This window comes from Pacificibacter marinus (assembly GCF_018860505.1).
Lineage (GTDB): Bacteria > Pseudomonadota > Alphaproteobacteria > Rhodobacterales > Rhodobacteraceae > Celeribacter > Celeribacter marinus_B.
Genome location: NZ_JAHKPU010000020.1, coordinates 30,034 through 46,150, shown reverse-complemented (window position 1 = coordinate 46,150; position 16,117 = coordinate 30,034). Strand labels below are relative to the sequence as shown.

Sequence of the window (16,117 nt, the reverse complement as noted above, 5' to 3'; positions counted from 1 at the left end):
TCCGTAAAGACGAGGCAGTAGCAGTAATCATGACGTTTCCTGAGCGGTTTTCGAACCTGCCTGAATATGCGTTTCCGCGTTTGAGAACTCTTCTTGATGCGCATGCGCCAGGCGGTGAGATCGTACATATGACCATCGGCGAACCCCGCCATGCGATGCCCGATTTCGTCGGGGATGTTATGATGCAAACTGTTGATCTATTTGCGAAATACCCTGCCAATCACGGCACGCCAGAATTGCTTGACGCGATCGCCGGTTGGGTCAAACGGCGCTTTGATGTGGTGGTTGATCCGGCCACTCAAATCATGACGCTCAACGGCACACGCGAAGGCCTGATGAATGCCTGTATTGCGCTTTCGCCTGAAACCAAGCGCGGTAAAAAGCCCGTCGTTTTGATCCCCAATCCGTTTTATCAAGTCTATGCCGTGGCCGCCGCCACGGTCGGTGCGGAATCCGTTTTCGTGCCTGCGACTCGCGAGACGGGATTTTTACCAGATTACGCCAGTTTGCCGGCTGAGGTTTTGGATCGAACCACTGTGGCCTATATTTGCAGCCCGTCGAATCCCCAAGGGGCCGTGGCGCCGCGTGACTATTTGTGTGATTTGGTTGCATTGGCGGAAAAACATGACTTCACGATTTTTGCCGACGAATGCTATTCCGAGATTTATCGCGGCGCGGCCCCTGTGGGCGCGCTTGAGGCGGCGCAAGACATCGGCGCTGACCCTGAGCGTGTGGTGATTTTTCATTCGTTATCAAAACGCTCTAACCTTCCGGGCTTGCGTTCTGGCTTTGTGGCCTCTGGTCCTAAAAATATCGAACAGATCAAACAGCTGCGGGCTTATTCTGGCGCACCTTTGCCTTTGCCCATTCAAGCGATTTCTGCGCGGGCTTGGGCGGACGAGGCGCATGTTGCTGCATCGCGCGCGCTTTATGTTGAAAAACTAAATCTGGCGGATGAGATTTTTTCCGGCATCGATGGTGCTGGCGCACCGCAGGCTGGTTTCTTTTTATGGCTTCCTGTGGAAGACGGCGAAAAGGCAGCTTTAAAACTATGGACCGAAACTGGCGTGCGGGTTGTTCCGGGCGCTTATTGGTCACGAGACGTTCAGGGGCACAACCCTGGCAAAAATTATATACGGGTCGCTTTGGTGGCCCCAAAAGCAGAGACACAGCACGGGCTTATAACGCTTCGTGACTGTTTGTACGGTTGAAAGAGGCGAAAATGGCATCCTATCAGGCACGTGGTCGCGACCCACTTTTTGACAAAAACACCCAAGCGATTTTAGAACGCAGAGGGCGAGAACTTGTAGGGATCGGGCTGTTGCTTGGTGCCGTGATCATGGCGTTGATGTTGGGATCGTATTTGCCTGAGGACCCAAGCTGGTTGTCGGCCACCGATGCGCCAGTAAACAATGCCTTTGGGCGCTTGGGCGCGTCAATTGCTTCGCCGTTGATGATTATCGTTGGTACGGCGTCTTGGGGTATTTCAGCCGTGTTTGCCGTTTGGGGTGTACGTTTCATCACGCATCGCGGGGCCGAGCGGTCTTTGTCACGCGTGGTATTCGCGCCGATTTCAATCGCCTTGATTGCTGTTTATGCGTCAACCTATGCCAGCGTTGGTGTGCAAAGTCATGGTGGATTGTTTGGTGATACGGTTCTGTCTGCTTTGATCCAAATTCTACCGATCACACCCGCTTTAGCATTGAAATCATTGGCTTTTGTGACGTTTTTTGCGGCTGTGACCATGACGTTGTTTGTGTTCGGGTTTACACGTCAAGAGTTGAACGCTGTAGGCCGTTTTATGCTTTACGGCTTGATCGGTCTGTACTCTTTGATTTTGCACGCAACTGGTAAGGCTGCGCGTGGCTCTGTCGCGACGGGCCAACGCCTTGCGGCGACAAACGCTGAACGCCGAGCTGAAAAGCAGCGTATCTTGGCGGAAAACCAAGCTCTGGTAGAGGCTGAACAAGCGGTCGCTCCGCGTGTCGTTCGTGCTGAAGCGCATCAAGACGATGTGTTGGAACAGCCCGAGCCGACAGAATATGCAGAAAAATCTGGCCTGTTTTCCAAAATGCCCACCTTGTTGAAGCGTTCGCCAGATGTCTCGTTGCAGCCTGAGTTGGTTGAGCCAGAATTGGCACCAGAGCCGGATATGGGTGGCGGATTTGATGATCGTATTCGCAGCAAAATTTCAAATGTGGTGAACGCGCGGGTGCGGGCAGGATCACGAGCGATTTCCACAACAGGTGGTCGTGTCGAGCCGCCGTTATCTGCTGCACAAGCGGCCGTTGCAAAGTACAAAAAAGGCCCGAAACCGATGATCTTCTCTCAACCTGCGCCCTCTGTCGCGGCTGAGACTGGCGCAAGGTTCGATGATCCAGCGACTTACACCGATGAGGCGCTGGCCTATGCAGATGATAGTTATACCGACGAGGGATATGCTGAGGGTTATGATGAAGCCCCCACAGGTTACGCGCCGGTGGATTATGACGATGACATCGCGCTGGATACGCCCGAATATGTCGCGCCAAATGCAGCACGTTACGAGCCCGCAGTGACGGCACCTGAGCCAAAACGCGTTGTGCAGCATCCAGTGCGCAAACCTGCTGTGAAGTCAAAGCAAGCCCAAGCCGAAGCCCAGCCCGCGTTAAAATTCGACCCGAAAGAGGCCGAATATCAGCGTCCGCCATTGTCGCTGTTGGAGAGTGGCGATACCGTTGAGCGCTTTACTCTGTCTGATGATGCCTTGGAAGAAAACGCGCGCATGTTGGAAAACGTGCTGGATGATTACGGTGTCAAAGGCGAAATCGTTTCTGTGCGTCCTGGCCCTGTTGTGACCATGTACGAACTTGAACCTGCACCCGGTTTGAAGGCCTCGCGTGTGATCGGCTTGGCCGACGATATTGCGCGCTCCATGTCTGCGCTTTCTGCGCGTGTGTCCACTGTGCCGGGGCGCACCGTTATCGGGATCGAGCTGCCGAATGAAAACCGCGAGAAAGTTGTCTTGCGTGAAATTCTGTCAGCGCGTGACTTTGGCGACAGTAATATGAAGTTGCCGCTGGCTTTGGGTAAAGATATCGGTGGTGATCCTATCGTCGCCAATTTGGCCAAGATGCCTCACCTTTTGATCGCGGGGACCACCGGTTCTGGTAAATCTGTGGCGATCAATACCATGATCTTGTCGCTTTTGTACAAGCTGACGCCGGATGAATGCCGGATGATCATGATCGATCCGAAAATGCTTGAGTTGTCGGTTTATGACGGCATTCCACATCTGTTGTCGCCTGTTGTGACTGATCCGAAAAAGGCTGTTGTGGCGTTGAAATGGACCGTGGCAGAGATGGAAGATCGCTACCGCAAGATGTCCAAAATGGGCGTGCGCAACATCGATGGGTATAATGGTCGCGTCAAAGAAGCATTGGCCAAAGACGAAATGTTCTCGCGCACTGTGCAAACAGGTTTTGACGAGGAAACCGGCGATCCTATTTTCGAGACCGAAGAATTTAAGCCTGAAACCATTCCCTATATTGTTGTGATCGTCGACGAGATGGCCGATTTGATGATGGTGGCTGGTAAAGAGATTGAGGCCTGTATCCAGCGCCTTGCGCAGATGGCGCGGGCTTCCGGTATTCACATCATCATGGCGACGCAACGTCCGTCTGTTGATGTGATCACCGGCACGATCAAGGCCAACTTCCCGACACGGATTTCGTTCCAAGTCAGCTCGAAAATCGACAGTCGCACAATTTTGGGCGAACAGGGTGCTGAGCAACTTTTGGGCATGGGCGACATGTTATATATGGCGGGCGGGTCGAAAATCACCCGTGTGCACGGGCCGTTTTGTTCGGATGAAGAAGTCGAAAAAATCGTGTCTTACCTCAAATCCTACGGTCCGCCGTCTTATGTCGGGGGTGTGGTCGAAGGTCCGCCGTCTGACAAGGAAAGCAGCATTGATGCTGTGTTGGGTCTGTCTTCGGGCGGCAATACTGACACGGAAAATGCGCTTTACGACACGGCTGTGGCCATCGTTATCAAAGATCGCAAATGTTCAACCTCCTACATCCAACGCAAATTGGCGATTGGCTACAACAAAGCCGCGCGCCTTGTTGAGCAAATGGAAGACGAAGGCGTGGTCTCAGCGGCCAACCATGTGGGCAAACGTGAAATTTTGGTGCCTGAACAGTAAAACATATTGTCGCGTGATGTGCAGGACTTTGCTCATCACGCGGCCTTCCTGTTTATGTGATCAATTCTGGGATGTTTTGACACGCAAAGCTGCGTATATTGAGCCTATGAAAACACTTCGTTTCGCATTTGCGCCCGTTATCGCGTCTATTTGTTTCGCCCTTCCCGCAGCGGCTGAAAAGTTGTCGCTGACTGAGTTGTCCACTTATCTCAATTCGCTCGGCACGGTTCAGGCCGATTTCATTCAAAAGAATGACGACGGATCGTCGGCCAGTGGCGTGTTGACGCTTAAACGCCCTGGTCGGATGCGCCTGTCTTATGGCGGTGAAAATGATCCTTTGGTGCTTGGATCGGGCGGACAGGTGGGCGTGTTTGATCCTGGATCGAACGAGCCCCCTCAACGGTTTCCTATGTCCAAAACACCGTTGTCTTTGATTTTAGCGAACAACGTTGATCTGTCGCGGGCGAAAATGGTGGTTTCTCATACGGAACAAAATGGTGACACCGTTGTGCGTGCCCAAGATCCTGAGCATCCAGAATACGGGTCTATCGATTTGATTTTCGGCGATACGCCCGTCTTGAAAGCTTGGGTTATTCATGATGAAGGCGGCGGATCGACCACGGTTCAACTGACCAAAATGCGTCTGGGAGGAACAGTGCGAGATGCCGAATTCAACATCAGAGCGGAAGCGCGCCGCAGGGGCACGCCGATCGAATAGTTAAAGCTTGGTTTGCCTCATGCCCGCAGTGAGCATGAGGCAAAGCGTATCAAATTTTATTGCAAGATTTCAACTGAGCATAATAGCTGTTGGACCGCACGCTTGCTTCCGATGCGACGCGCAATAGCCATGGTTTCGAATTGTAGCTGCCACGGGCGTAGCCGGTGCGCCCCTCATGATAGGCCAAGTATTGTGACCGCGCATCGGTTTTTGCGATCCCAAGGCGCTCGGTCGATTTCGCCATATACCAGCCCATGAAATCTGTGGCGTCGTTGATCCTGTCGCGTTTCGCACCAAAGCGGCGCTGATCTTCGCGGTACTCATCCCATGTGGCATCAAGGGCTTGGGCATAGCCATAAGCAGAGCTTTGACGACCCATGGGAATGACCCCTAGCACGAACCGATATGGGGTGCGTGCGTTGCCGATGAATTTACTTTCTTGGTACAACACCGCCATCTGCACGTTCACCGGTACGCCCCATTTGCGCTCAGAGGCTTTCATCGCCCTCAAATACGTAGGGCGCTGGCTCACGATTGAGCAGGCGTTATCAAGATTGCGTGGTGCTGAAAAATTACCGCTGCCACAAGCGGCAACCAGCACCAACAGTGCCATCGCGCGAAGACCTTTTCTCATAACTGCTCTCATGTGTTATTTTTTCCAAGCATACCGCGTTTTTGTCTCACCGTAAAATGGCTTTCTTGTGAGTGAGCCGTTTCTTGATCATACAACAAAAGCCAGCAAAAGCGGCAAATACAACACCGACAACAGGGTCGATGCGACGACAAGTCCGGCAACGTCTTCGGCCTTGGCGCCGTATTTTTCAGCAAGCAGATAGGATGTGACAGCGACGGGAGTGGTGATTTGCAAGATCAAAACCGCATAAGGCACCGACGATAAGCCAAACCATTTGCCAAGAGCAACGGCGATGCCCGTGCAGATCACGGCTTTGAACACCGACAGTGCAGCGGCCTTTCCCAACCCGCGGGGTTCAAGCCGCGCGACGGCTACGCCGAGTGTGATCAGCATGGTGGGAATCGCGATTTGTCCCAATAAGTCCAAGGTGTTCATCATAAAGTTCGGAATCGTCCAACCTTGCCATAAAAACAACGATCCCAAAAGGGTGGCCGCCACTAGGGGTTCCTTTAAAGCCTTGCCGATAGAACCGCCGCCAGCCGTGATGTAGACACCGAAGGTGAAGGACCAAATCGCCATGACCGCAAAAATGATGATGGCGTAGCTGAGGCCTTCGTCGCCGAATGCGAAATAAGCCAAGGGCAGGCCAAGGTTGCCAACATTGCCGAAAATCAAAGGGTTTAGAAAAGTGCGGGTTTCAAGTTTGAGAATTTTCACAGCAAGATACATGATCACCGTCACAGACCCGTAAGCAGCTATAGAGGCCAAGGACAGTTTGGTTAACGCTGCAGGGTCGATTTCGGCTTTGACCAATGCCGTGAAGATCAAAGCGGGAACCGATAAAGTCATGGCCAGTTTGGTCACGAATTCAATGCGGTACTCGTGACCGCTTTTCACCCAAATGAAGCCAATCGCAGCCAAAAGAAAGACTGGCGACACGATTTCTAAGACTGTTAGAATTAAGTTCACAAACTGTTTCCCGAATAATCGGCCGTCCCCCGTGGACACCGCCAGCTGGAAAAGCTTAATAACGTGTAACGGGGGTTGCAATGTTATGTTGAAAACACGCGCAAAATATCATTTGGGACAAGTTGTTCGCCACCGAAAGCATCCCTTTCGTGGCGTGGTTTTTGACGTGGATGCCATTTTTGCCAATACCGAAGAATGGTATGACGCCATTCCCGAACAAAGCCGACCCAAAAAAGATCAGCCCTTTTATCATTTATTGGCTGAGAATGATCAAAGTTACTATGTCGCCTATGTCTCAGAGCAAAATTTGATTGCTGATTATTCTGGCGTTCCAGTGGAACATCCAGATCTTTCGGATCTTTTTGGACCGTTTGAAGATGGCACATACCCGCTTCACTTTCAGATGAACTGAGGTCGGAGTGAGCTAATGCTCGGTTGCAAATGGAAGTCTAAAGGACAGTGTGTTTTGGTTTGCGCGGCGCGCGTAGTTTAATTCGCGCGTCAGTTGGTGGATGAGGAGCCAACCAAACCCACCTTCTGGTAAATCTGCAATGTCACATGTCAAATCTATTTGAGCGCCTTTGGGAATCTCGCCATTTGGCATTGAGTGTCCCGTGTCGATTATTGTGCAGTCTAACGTTTCTTTTGAGTAATTCAGATGGGCCTCAATCAGTCCAGTGTCACTGGCGGAGTAGGCGTGTTTAACAATATTGTTGAGCACTTCTGCGATGACGAGTTCAACTGTACTCCAGTCATCTTGTGACAAGCTCAGATTGGACATACTGGATTTGATGGTCTGCAAACCACGTCGTACAGAACGATCGTTAGCGGGGATGATCAAACGCAGGACGCCGTTTCCACCGTGATGGTTGTAATCGTCGCCCAGAGAAGCGCACGTAGAGACGTCCGAATTTTTTTCAGGACGCATCGGCAACGCCCGCCATCGCTGAGGTGGCATTGTCATGAATTGCGAAAACAGTGTCCATACGTGTCAGGTGGAACACTTTTTGGACAGCGGGTTGTAAAGAGGCAAGTTCAAGTGTTTGCTCTGCTTTCTTGGCTTTGAGCGCCGCAACCACAGCGCCCAGCCCTGAGCTGTCGAGGAATTCAACTTGGGACATATCAAGCACAACACGTCTTGGGCCAGCGTCTGTGAGTTTGCGCATTTCATCTTTGAACTGAATGGCGCAGACCGCATCAATTCTATTTTCGCAGATTGTTACCAAACGTGCGTTATCGAAGTCTTTATGATTTAATTTCATTTGACACCTTTTGATCGAATTCAATCTGATCCTAGGGGAAATGTCTTACCAAGGTGTGTGTTGTGACCGAAATTATGCCCTGAATTGGCGCGGTATTTAGATATAAATTTATCAAATAATTGCGTCTGTTTGATGAGCCTGTGCCCATGCGCTTTGAGCAAAGATCTGTTGGTCAATGGGGGCGAACATGGTATTCGGCTGCGCATGAGCGATACATATAATCCCCCCCAAGACCCGCTGGATGTGATCCATGCAGATCATCAAATTCTGATTGTGAACAAACCTGCAGGGCTTTTGTCCGTTCCGGGCAAAGGCGAGCATCTATCTGATTGTTTGATGGCGCGCATTTTGGGGGCCTTTCCTGAAGCCTTGCTTATTCACCGGTTAGACCGCGATACCAGTGGCGTGATGGTCTTTGCTTTGACACCCCATGCGCAAAAACACATTGGTCAGCAGTTTGAAAAACGGCGCACAAAAAAGACTTACGTCGCGCGTATTTTTGGCAAGCTGGAACCGAAAACAGGCACTGTCGATCAGCCGATTATCGTGGATTGGGAAAACCGTCCTTTGCAAAAAATTTGCCATGAAACAGGTCGTGCTGCGCAGACGGATTGGCGGGTGCAACGCTATGACGAGACAGGCACGCGGGTGCGGCTTTATCCCCATACGGGGCGATCACATCAGCTGCGGGTGCATATGCTGTTTCTGGGGCATCCGATCATGGGCGACCCGTTGTATGCCACTGGCGATGCCCGTGATGCGCCGCGTTTGATGCTGCATTCCGAGAACCTGAAATTCCGTCACCCTGATGGTGGGGCTGGCGTAAGCTACACCGCGAAGTGTCCATTTTAGTCCCTTTATGTCACATGAGATGGGGGGTGTAATTGGCCGTCCGATTGCTTATCTTAATCTATAGATAATCAAAGGGAGTGGACTGATGAGTCTTCGCATTAATACGATTGTACCGAACTTTACCGCTGAAACAGACAAGGGAACGATTACGTTTCACGACTGGATTGGCGATTCTTGGGCGATTTTGTTTTCTCACCCAAAAGATTTTACGCCTGTATGCACCACCGAATTCGGCGCTGTTGCACAATTGGCTGATGAATGGGCCGCGCGTGGCACCAAAGTGATCGGCGTTTCTGTGGATGGTGTTGAAGAACACAAAGGCTGGAAAAAGGACATCGAATCTTTTGCTGGCACAACCGCTGATTTCCCGATCATCGCAGACAGCGATCTGGCTGTGTCCAAAGCTTTCGATATGCTGCCAGAAGACGCGTACATGCCCGATGGCCGCACGCCTGCTGACAGTGCCACTGTGCGCTCAGTTTTCATCATTTCGCCTGACAAAAAAGTCCAGTTGATGATGACTTACCCTATGTCTGTTGGCCGTAACTTTGCCGAGATTTTGCGGGCTCTGGATGCCTTGCAAAAAACATACGGCGCGCCGCTTGCGACGCCTGCGAACTGGGTGACGGGCCAAGACGTTGTTGTGGCTTTGTCGCTTGATAATGACGCGGCTGAGGCCAAATTTGGTGCGCTTGATATCAAATTGCCTTACCTGCGTATGGCCAAAGATCCTAAGTAAGGTTCTAGAGTTTTCCAGTTGATATTGGCATATAGGGGCCACGCGCGCTGAGGTGTGCGTAGCCCTATCTCGTTAAGGTTTGGACATTCAAAATGCAGTTTTTAAAATTAGACACGAAAACTGTGTCGTCATTCGATGAGGTTCTCGGTGCTGATGTGCATGTCGTACACAGTGGCATTGGTCCAAGCTTTCGGACGCTTAAGGCGCATATGGGGGCAGGGCGCGCTTGTGCGTTGATGTTGAAAGCTTTCATTCGCCCCAGTCCGCAGGCGTCTGACAACGTGTCGGGTAATATTTACCGCAAGCAGGTCCGGTTTCCCAAGGTGTTTGGCAATCCGGCCATTCGTGGGCTGTACCGCTATTTCAAATTGGTCGATGCCACTTTGTTAGAGGCCGCTTTGCAAGTCGAAGTGGAAGCCGTCAATCCTGAGGTTACTATTGTTTATAATGGTACAAACTATCCTGAATCTGTGCTCAATCAGGTCACCAAGGGGCGCAAGCGCGTGTTCCTTGAGGCTGGTTTTTTCCCCAGAACGCTGCAATTTGATCCTGTTGGGTTGAATGGGGCCAATTCGGTGCCGCGTGACCCAAATTTCTATCTTGATACCGACGAAGATTTCGCCGCAGATGACCTGCCTGATCTGGTGAATGATCGCGCCTCTAAAAACCAATTTGATGCCACGGAACTGCCGAAAGATTTTATCTTTGTGCCGTTCCAAGTGCCGTCCGATATGCAGGTCACGCGCCATTCGCCATGGGTGAAAGATATGGAGGCGTTTTTGGATGTGGTTTGCGATGCGGCAGATCGCAATCCTGACGAGGTGTTTGTGATCAAAGAACACCCAAGTTTCAAACGGTCTGTCATTGGTTTGCGGGACCACCCTCGGGTGATCTTTGCCAATGGCAATGTCACGTCCAAGATGATCCAAAAGGCCCGTGCTGTCATCACACTGAATTCGACCGTGGGGATTGAGGCGTTGTTGTTTGACACCGATGTGATCACTTTGGGCCATGCCTGTTACAATATCGAGGGGCTTGTCCAGCATGCGACGGGGCCACAAGACTTGGACCGCGCGCTTGGGGCACTGCGCAACGGGACTTGGACGGTCAATCCCAAGTTGCGTCAACAATTCTTGGGCTATCTGCATAACAGATACCTTGTTAGCGGCACCTTTTGGGAGCCCCCGATCGATTTGGCTGAGCAGATTTTGAAACGGGCGAAGTGATATACTGTGCAAAGAGGTAGGCATGTTTGGATTTAAAAAAATCAAAGCTGTCACCCAGCTGACCCTTGAGCCACCAAAACCATCAGCAGGGCGCCAAGGCTTGGCCATTGTTTTGATCGTTAAAGATGAAGAACAGCACATTGAGGAATGGGTTGCCTTTCATCTGGCGGCGGGCGTAGCGCATTTTTATGTCTATGATAATGGCTGCACCGATCAAACCCTTGCGCGCCTTGTGTCTGTTGCAGGGGTAAAGGCGACGATTGTGCCATGGGATCAAAAGCTGTGGGATGCGCGCAGTGGGGCCGAACTTCACAATCAGGTTTTGGCCTACGCCCACGCGATTCGCAATTTTGGGTCAGGGCACCGCTGGATGAGTTTTATCGATGCGGATGAATTTCTTGTACCAAAAGCGCAGGCTGATTTACCCTCATGTCTAGCGCATTTGGAGGATGAGGCTTGCGTGTCTTTGCCGTGGCATATGTTTGGTCGCAACGGATTTGAAACGCCCCCTCAAGGTGGGATCGTTGCCAATTATACTCAACGCCATCCTGATCCGCTTGACCCCAAAGGGGTATGTAATTTCAAACTGATTTTAGACCCTTGTCGCGTCACCTCTATGGGGGTGCATATAGCTCAATGTGATCAGCGGGATTGCACGGTTAACGATAGCGGTGCTCAGGCCACGTCACAGACCAGACGCGATCCGTCATTCTATTCCGCTGACTTCATCCAGCTGAATCATTATTACACGCGCTCTAACTCTGAACTTGAAGCGAAAATCAATCGCGGCTCAAATATGCGGCACGATCAAGACGCGCACAGGCGCAAGGTAATGGCCAATGTCGCACGGGTTGAGGGCGAGGGCGTCGAAGATCGCTTTGCACAAAACTGGTTCGCTGCGCGGCGGTGATTGCAGGCGGCGCCGGCATGATGAAAGGTCTTGTTTGATGGTCTTAAATGAAAAAAGCCCCGCTGTTTCCAGCGGAGCTTTGTCGTGTTTTTGCAAAGAAAAGCTTACTCAGCTTTTTCTTCTTTGATTTCTTCACCAGTAGCCTGATCAACCATTTTCATGGCCAAACGTACTTTGCCGCGGTCGTCAAAGCCCAAGAGTTTCACGAAGACTTCTTGACCTTCTTTGAGCACGTCAGATGGGTGGTTCAAGCGACGGTTTTCAATTTGTGACACGTGCACAAGACCATCACGTTTGCCGAAGAAGTTCACAAAGGCACCAAAGTCGACGACTTTGACAACTTTACCTTTGTAGATTTTGTTTTCTTCAGGCTCTGCAACGATGGAGTGGATCATGTCGTAGGCTTTTTTGATCGCTTCAGCATCGGAAGACGCGATCTTGATGATGCCTTCGTCGTTGATATCGACTTTCGCGCCAGAGGTTTCCACGATCTCACGGATCACTTTACCGCCGGAACCGATCACTTCACGGATTTTATCCGTTGGGATCTGCATGGTCTCGATCTTAGGAGCGTGCTCAGAGAAAGAAGACGCGCCAGACAAAGCTTTGTTCATTTCGCCCAAGATGTGCAAACGACCTGCTTTGGCTTGTGCCAAGGCTTTTTCCATAATCGCTGGCGTGATACCGGCAATTTTGATGTCCATTTGCAAAGACGTGATACCGTTTTCTGTACCAGCCACTTTAAAGTCCATGTCGCCCAAGTGATCTTCGTCACCCAAGATGTCAGACAAAATAGCGTATTCGCCGTCGTCTTCCATGATCAGACCCATAGCAACACCAGCCACAGCGGATTTAAGCGGAACGCCCGCATCCATCATGGACAAGGAGCCACCACAAACAGACGCCATTGAAGACGAACCGTTTGATTCAGTGATCTCAGACACAACACGTACAGTGTATGGGAAATCTGTTGCCGCAGGCAAAACAGCCTGAAGTGCGCGCCATGCCAGTTTACCGTGACCAATCTCACGACGGCCTGGGCCAGACACACGACCAACTTCACCTACAGAGTAGGGAGGGAAGTTGTAGTGCAACAAGAAGTTGGATTTGAAGTTGCCGTGCAGCGCGTCGATGAATTGCTCATCATCGCCTGTGCCCAATGTGGTCACAACCAAACCTTGTGTTTCGCCGCGTGTGAACAGGGCAGAACCGTGTGTGCGTGGCAAAATACCAGTTTCAGAAACGATAGGACGGATCTGATCAAGCGCACGACCATCGATACGTTTGCCTTCGCGTACAACAACGCCGCGCAAAACAGATGATTCAAGACCTTTCAATGCAGAACCGAGGTTTGCATCTTCAAGCTGCTCTTCTGACAATGTCGCCAAGATCGCTTCTTTTGCCGCTGAAACAGCTGCAACACGTTCTTGTTTATCAGTGATCGCGTAAGCCGCTTTCATCGCGTCTGTACCAGCGGCCGCAACTGTTGCTGCCAAGTCTGAGTAATCAGGCGCTTCGAATTCGAATGGCTCTTTCGCGCAGGCTTCAGCCAATTCAACGATCAAGTCGATCACAGGCTGAATTTGCTGATGCGCAAAGTTCACAGCGCCGAGCATTTCTTCTTCGTTCAGCTCGTAAGCTTCTGATTCAACCATCATCACGGCATCTTTGGTGCCAGCGACAACCAGATCAAGACGTTGATCAGGGTTGTTGCGCAGGTCCTGCATGTCGTCGATTGTTGGGTTCAAGATGTATTCGCCATCTTCAAAACCAACACGTGCACAAGCAATCGGACCGCGGAACGGCGCGCCTGAAATGGTCAAAGCAGCAGAGGCCGCGATCATCGCAACAACGTCTGGGTCGTTGACAAGATCGTGGGACAGAACTGTACACATCACGAGAACTTCGTTTTTGAAGCCTGGAACGAACAGAGGGCGGATCGGACGGTCGATCAAACGCGCAGTCAGCGTTTCTTTTTCCGTTGGGCGGGCTTCGCGTTTGAAGAATCCACCTGGAACTTTACCAGCCGCGTAGTATTTTTCTTGGTAGTGCACTGTCAGGGGAAAGAAATCCTGACCAGGCTTTTGTTTACGAGCAAAGGTCACGTTGGCCATGACAGATGTTTCGCCCAAAGTGGCGATCACTGAACCGTCGGCCTGACGCGCAACTTTACCTGTTTCCAGTGACAGCGTTTCTTCGCCCCACTGGATTGATTTTTTCACTTCATTGAACATGAATTTAGCATCCTAATTGGGAGTGCCCTGACCCCTGTCAGGTCTCCCGTGATATATAGCGGCCCCATTGCCGCCGATCCCTCTATCATTCTTCACAGCACGGGGATCATCGCGCTACGTCTCAGATAGTCCGCCCATACACGAAATACCTGTGTTTGGGAAGCCATCTATGCGCAGACCGGTACAAACGGCTGCTTTCAGCAAATTGTTTTGTTCTTTACTCTGGCTTGATACAGGTCCCTCGAACTAAGATCTGCCCTGTGGCCTTAATCCCTTTGTTGTGAGAATTTTCTATGCGTTCCCTCCTGTTATCTCTGAGCGTTCTTATTGCAGGGGTTTGCATCCCTCATGTCGCACAGTCGCAATCACAGTCACAGGCCCTTCAAGCCGAGAGTAAAATCTTGGCCATCGGCGATTCATTGATGGCGTGGCATAGTGCGTCAGGCGCATCCATCGCACATGTCGTTGGCAAAGCGTTGAATGAACCGGTGCTCAATCGCGCGATTGGGGGCGCAAAAATCATCCATGCTTTGCCCGTCACCGGCGCGCTCGGGTTTAAAATTTCCGCGCAATTTCCCACAGGCCAGAACGTCACGCCTAAAGATTGGGTGATCATGACAGGGGGTGGTAATGACCTGTTTTTAGGGTGCGGGTGCAACAAATGCGATCGGCGTATCCAACGTATGATCGACCCCAAAGGCCAGTCCGGTGAAATCCCTAAACTTATCACCAAAATCCGCAACACCGGTGCCCGCGTGATCTATATCGGATATCTGCGCAGCCCCGGCGTGGATTCCGTCATCGATGCGTGCCTGCCCTTTGGAAACGAATTCGAAGCGCGTATCGCCACCATGGCCGCAAGCGATGATGGCGTGTTCTTTGTGTCGCTTGAGGGGCTCACCCAACACGGCGATAGATCTATGCATGGCGTCGATATGATCCACCCCTCGCGCAAAGCCTCAAACCTGATCGGCCTGCGCGTGGCGGATGTGATCCGCAAAGCCGACAAGACCCGCTGATGCCATATTTGTGTGCAAGCATCATTTTGGCCTAAGCCGAAGGCGGTGCTTAAGGGCGCATAGGAATTCGGAAGAGGCGAACGGTATTTTCGACCAAAGCCGCCGTCCGCGAACTTTGCAGCAAGAGGCAGTAAATAATTCTCATTACGCGATGCTGCGTGATGCATCAATGTCTACTGTTCCAACTCTACTCATTTTTTATGTGGCTGCGGTTGAGGTTTTTCTAGCGACAGTTCACAAAGAAATGCCGCCACAATTTACTATGGAGAGTGCTAAAATGTCGCTACGGGTAGACAGAATAATCACGATCTTGAAGCCCAGCATTCCAGTGCGAGAAGGAACACGACTATATACTGGGTTCGAGGAGCTGAGCACATGCAACGGAAAAACCTATGGGCACTTTCGTAGCCTATGTGGCGGCCCAGTGGGTCATAAAGGTCGGCGATTTTCACCATCGGCCGTGTGGAAATCAGCTGAGGCGTGTGGGTTCGCAAGGCTTGAAGACGCTATACCTTCCCGCACACTTCAAAACGATATTCATGACGTATGTGTTGCAACAAATTCTCAGCAAGACAACGCAACAACACACTTTCAAGCGCTCAATGATGTTCGCCAACTCATCGTCGCGGATGGGGTCAGTATCGACTTACCTGGCATATATGCTTGGAAAATAGATGGTATCGGAATCTATGTTGGCAAATACACCCGCAAATCTCGCCCACTTCGCGAGTACAATAAGAACGTTAGGCATCTTCTTAACGGTGAAATGTATCGCCCGCAGAATCCAACGGGCTTCCGGCGCGTCCATCACGCATTGGCGCGCGCTGTGACAGATGGTCTTCGTATCGAATTGCATATTTTAGAGAACTGCTCGCCTGAAAATTTGAATGCAAGAGAGCAACACCTTATTTCAACGATAGCTTGCGGAAACTTGAACGGCTAGCTTTCACTGAAATCCTGCGGCAATTAAGGGCTTGCCTTTCCGCTTGCCAGCCTTCCCAAAATGACCGTTAGTTGAGCGATCTCGAAATCAGCCCTTAGCACAACCGCAGCGAACTTCCGCTCTTTCCCGCATCGCAGACCTAAGTGTCGACCTAATAGAAAATCAGGTTTCGCCCATGCTCACGCGCCAAACTTGATAAGATCTAAGGTCAATTCGCACCCAAAATTCCAGAAAAAACCTTTAAAACATGTAAAGTGAGGTGGGGCGAAAGCTTTAAACTTTTGAAAACACGGGTCGCAATGTCTTGTAAGATTTTGAAAGACAGGTCGGGGCAACGTGCGGTGGGGCCACGGAATTGGTTAACGTAGTATGCAAAAACGCGCCCCGAAGGACGCGCTTTTCTCAGATTAAATCTGATAACAAAT

General features: G+C 51.1%; 15 protein-coding genes. 10 read left to right on the top strand and 5 right to left on the bottom strand.

Annotated elements, in window-relative coordinates; genetic code table 11:
- Positions 1-29 precede the first annotated feature (29 nt).
- From KO503_RS07940 to KO503_RS07930, 3 genes are all read left to right on the top strand, one after another.
- Entirely contained in the window at positions 30-1,211 is a 1,182-nt protein-coding gene (locus KO503_RS07940; protein WP_215991186.1) for an aminotransferase class I/II-fold pyridoxal phosphate-dependent enzyme, read from the top strand.
- An 11-nt stretch (positions 1,212-1,222) separates the two neighbouring features.
- Positions 1,223-4,186, top strand: coding sequence for a DNA translocase FtsK (locus tag KO503_RS07935; RefSeq protein ID WP_215991016.1), 2,964 nt, complete (start codon positions 1,223-1,225; stop codon positions 4,184-4,186).
- 106 nt (positions 4,187-4,292) lie between these two features.
- A complete protein-coding gene (locus KO503_RS07930) occupies positions 4,293-4,904 on the top strand; it encodes a LolA family protein (protein WP_215991015.1) in 612 nt (203 codons plus the stop codon).
- 49 nt (positions 4,905-4,953) lie between these two features.
- Here KO503_RS07930 and KO503_RS07925 read toward each other — a convergent pair whose 3' ends face one another.
- Together KO503_RS07925 and KO503_RS07920 are read right to left on the bottom strand one after the other, a co-directional pair.
- A complete protein-coding gene (locus tag KO503_RS07925; protein WP_215991014.1) occupies positions 4,954-5,538 on the bottom strand; it encodes a lytic transglycosylase in 585 nt (194 codons plus the stop codon).
- Between the two features lie 87 nt (positions 5,539-5,625).
- Positions 5,626-6,507: an AEC family transporter gene (locus KO503_RS07920; RefSeq protein WP_215991013.1), complete on the bottom strand. Its 882-nt coding sequence runs from the start codon at positions 6,505-6,507 to the stop codon at positions 5,626-5,628.
- A gap of 85 nt (positions 6,508-6,592) precedes the next feature.
- Between KO503_RS07920 and hspQ the strand changes: the two genes are divergently transcribed.
- Positions 6,593-6,919, top strand: a complete 327-nt coding sequence (gene hspQ, locus KO503_RS07915) for a heat shock protein HspQ (RefSeq protein ID WP_215943105.1) — start codon at positions 6,593-6,595, stop codon at positions 6,917-6,919.
- 12 nt (positions 6,920-6,931) lie between these two features.
- Here the strand turns inward: hspQ and KO503_RS07910 are convergent, their stop codons facing one another.
- Together KO503_RS07910 and KO503_RS07905 are read right to left on the bottom strand one after the other, a co-directional pair.
- Entirely contained in the window at positions 6,932-7,435 is a 504-nt protein-coding gene (locus tag KO503_RS07910) for an ATP-binding protein (RefSeq protein ID WP_215991012.1), read from the bottom strand.
- Entirely contained in the window at positions 7,425-7,769 is a 345-nt protein-coding gene (locus KO503_RS07905; protein WP_215991011.1) for an STAS domain-containing protein, read from the bottom strand. The genes KO503_RS07910 and KO503_RS07905 overlap by 11 nt, the downstream gene beginning before the upstream one ends.
- Before the next feature lie 204 nt (positions 7,770-7,973).
- Here KO503_RS07905 and KO503_RS07900 point away from each other — a divergent pair, with 204 nt between their 5' ends.
- The 4 genes from KO503_RS07900 to KO503_RS07885 all read left to right on the top strand — a co-directional run bounded on the left by KO503_RS07900 (position 7,974) and on the right by KO503_RS07885 (position 11,496).
- Positions 7,974-8,621, top strand: coding sequence for an RluA family pseudouridine synthase (locus tag KO503_RS07900; RefSeq protein ID WP_215991010.1), 648 nt, complete (start codon positions 7,974-7,976; stop codon positions 8,619-8,621).
- Positions 8,622-8,706: 85 nt separating this feature from the next.
- The gene (locus KO503_RS07895) at positions 8,707-9,360 is read left to right on the top strand and encodes a peroxiredoxin (protein WP_215943101.1); all 654 of its coding nucleotides are present in this window, start codon (positions 8,707-8,709) and stop codon (positions 9,358-9,360) included.
- Positions 9,361-9,452: 92 nt separating this feature from the next.
- Entirely contained in the window at positions 9,453-10,586 is a 1,134-nt protein-coding gene (locus KO503_RS07890) for a capsular polysaccharide export protein, LipB/KpsS family (RefSeq protein ID WP_215991009.1), read from the top strand.
- Positions 10,587-10,608: 22 nt separating this feature from the next.
- On the top strand, positions 10,609-11,496 hold the full coding sequence (locus tag KO503_RS07885) for a glycosyltransferase family 2 protein (RefSeq protein ID WP_215991008.1): 888 nt from the start codon (positions 10,609-10,611) through the stop codon (positions 11,494-11,496).
- A 104-nt stretch (positions 11,497-11,600) separates the two neighbouring features.
- On the opposite strand, the gene pnp is transcribed toward KO503_RS07885, so the two are convergent.
- A complete protein-coding gene (gene pnp, locus KO503_RS07880) occupies positions 11,601-13,730 on the bottom strand; it encodes a polyribonucleotide nucleotidyltransferase (protein ID WP_215991007.1) in 2,130 nt (709 codons plus the stop codon).
- 293 nt (positions 13,731-14,023) lie between these two features.
- Here pnp and KO503_RS07875 point away from each other — a divergent pair, with 293 nt between their 5' ends.
- Both KO503_RS07875 and KO503_RS07870 read left to right on the top strand, forming a co-directional pair.
- Positions 14,024-14,749: an SGNH/GDSL hydrolase family protein gene (locus KO503_RS07875; protein ID WP_252730995.1), complete on the top strand. Its 726-nt coding sequence runs from the start codon at positions 14,024-14,026 to the stop codon at positions 14,747-14,749.
- Between the two features lie 169 nt (positions 14,750-14,918).
- On the top strand, positions 14,919-15,692 hold the full coding sequence (locus KO503_RS07870; RefSeq protein ID WP_215991006.1) for a hypothetical protein: 774 nt from the start codon (positions 14,919-14,921) through the stop codon (positions 15,690-15,692).
- Positions 15,693-16,117 lie beyond the last annotated feature (425 nt).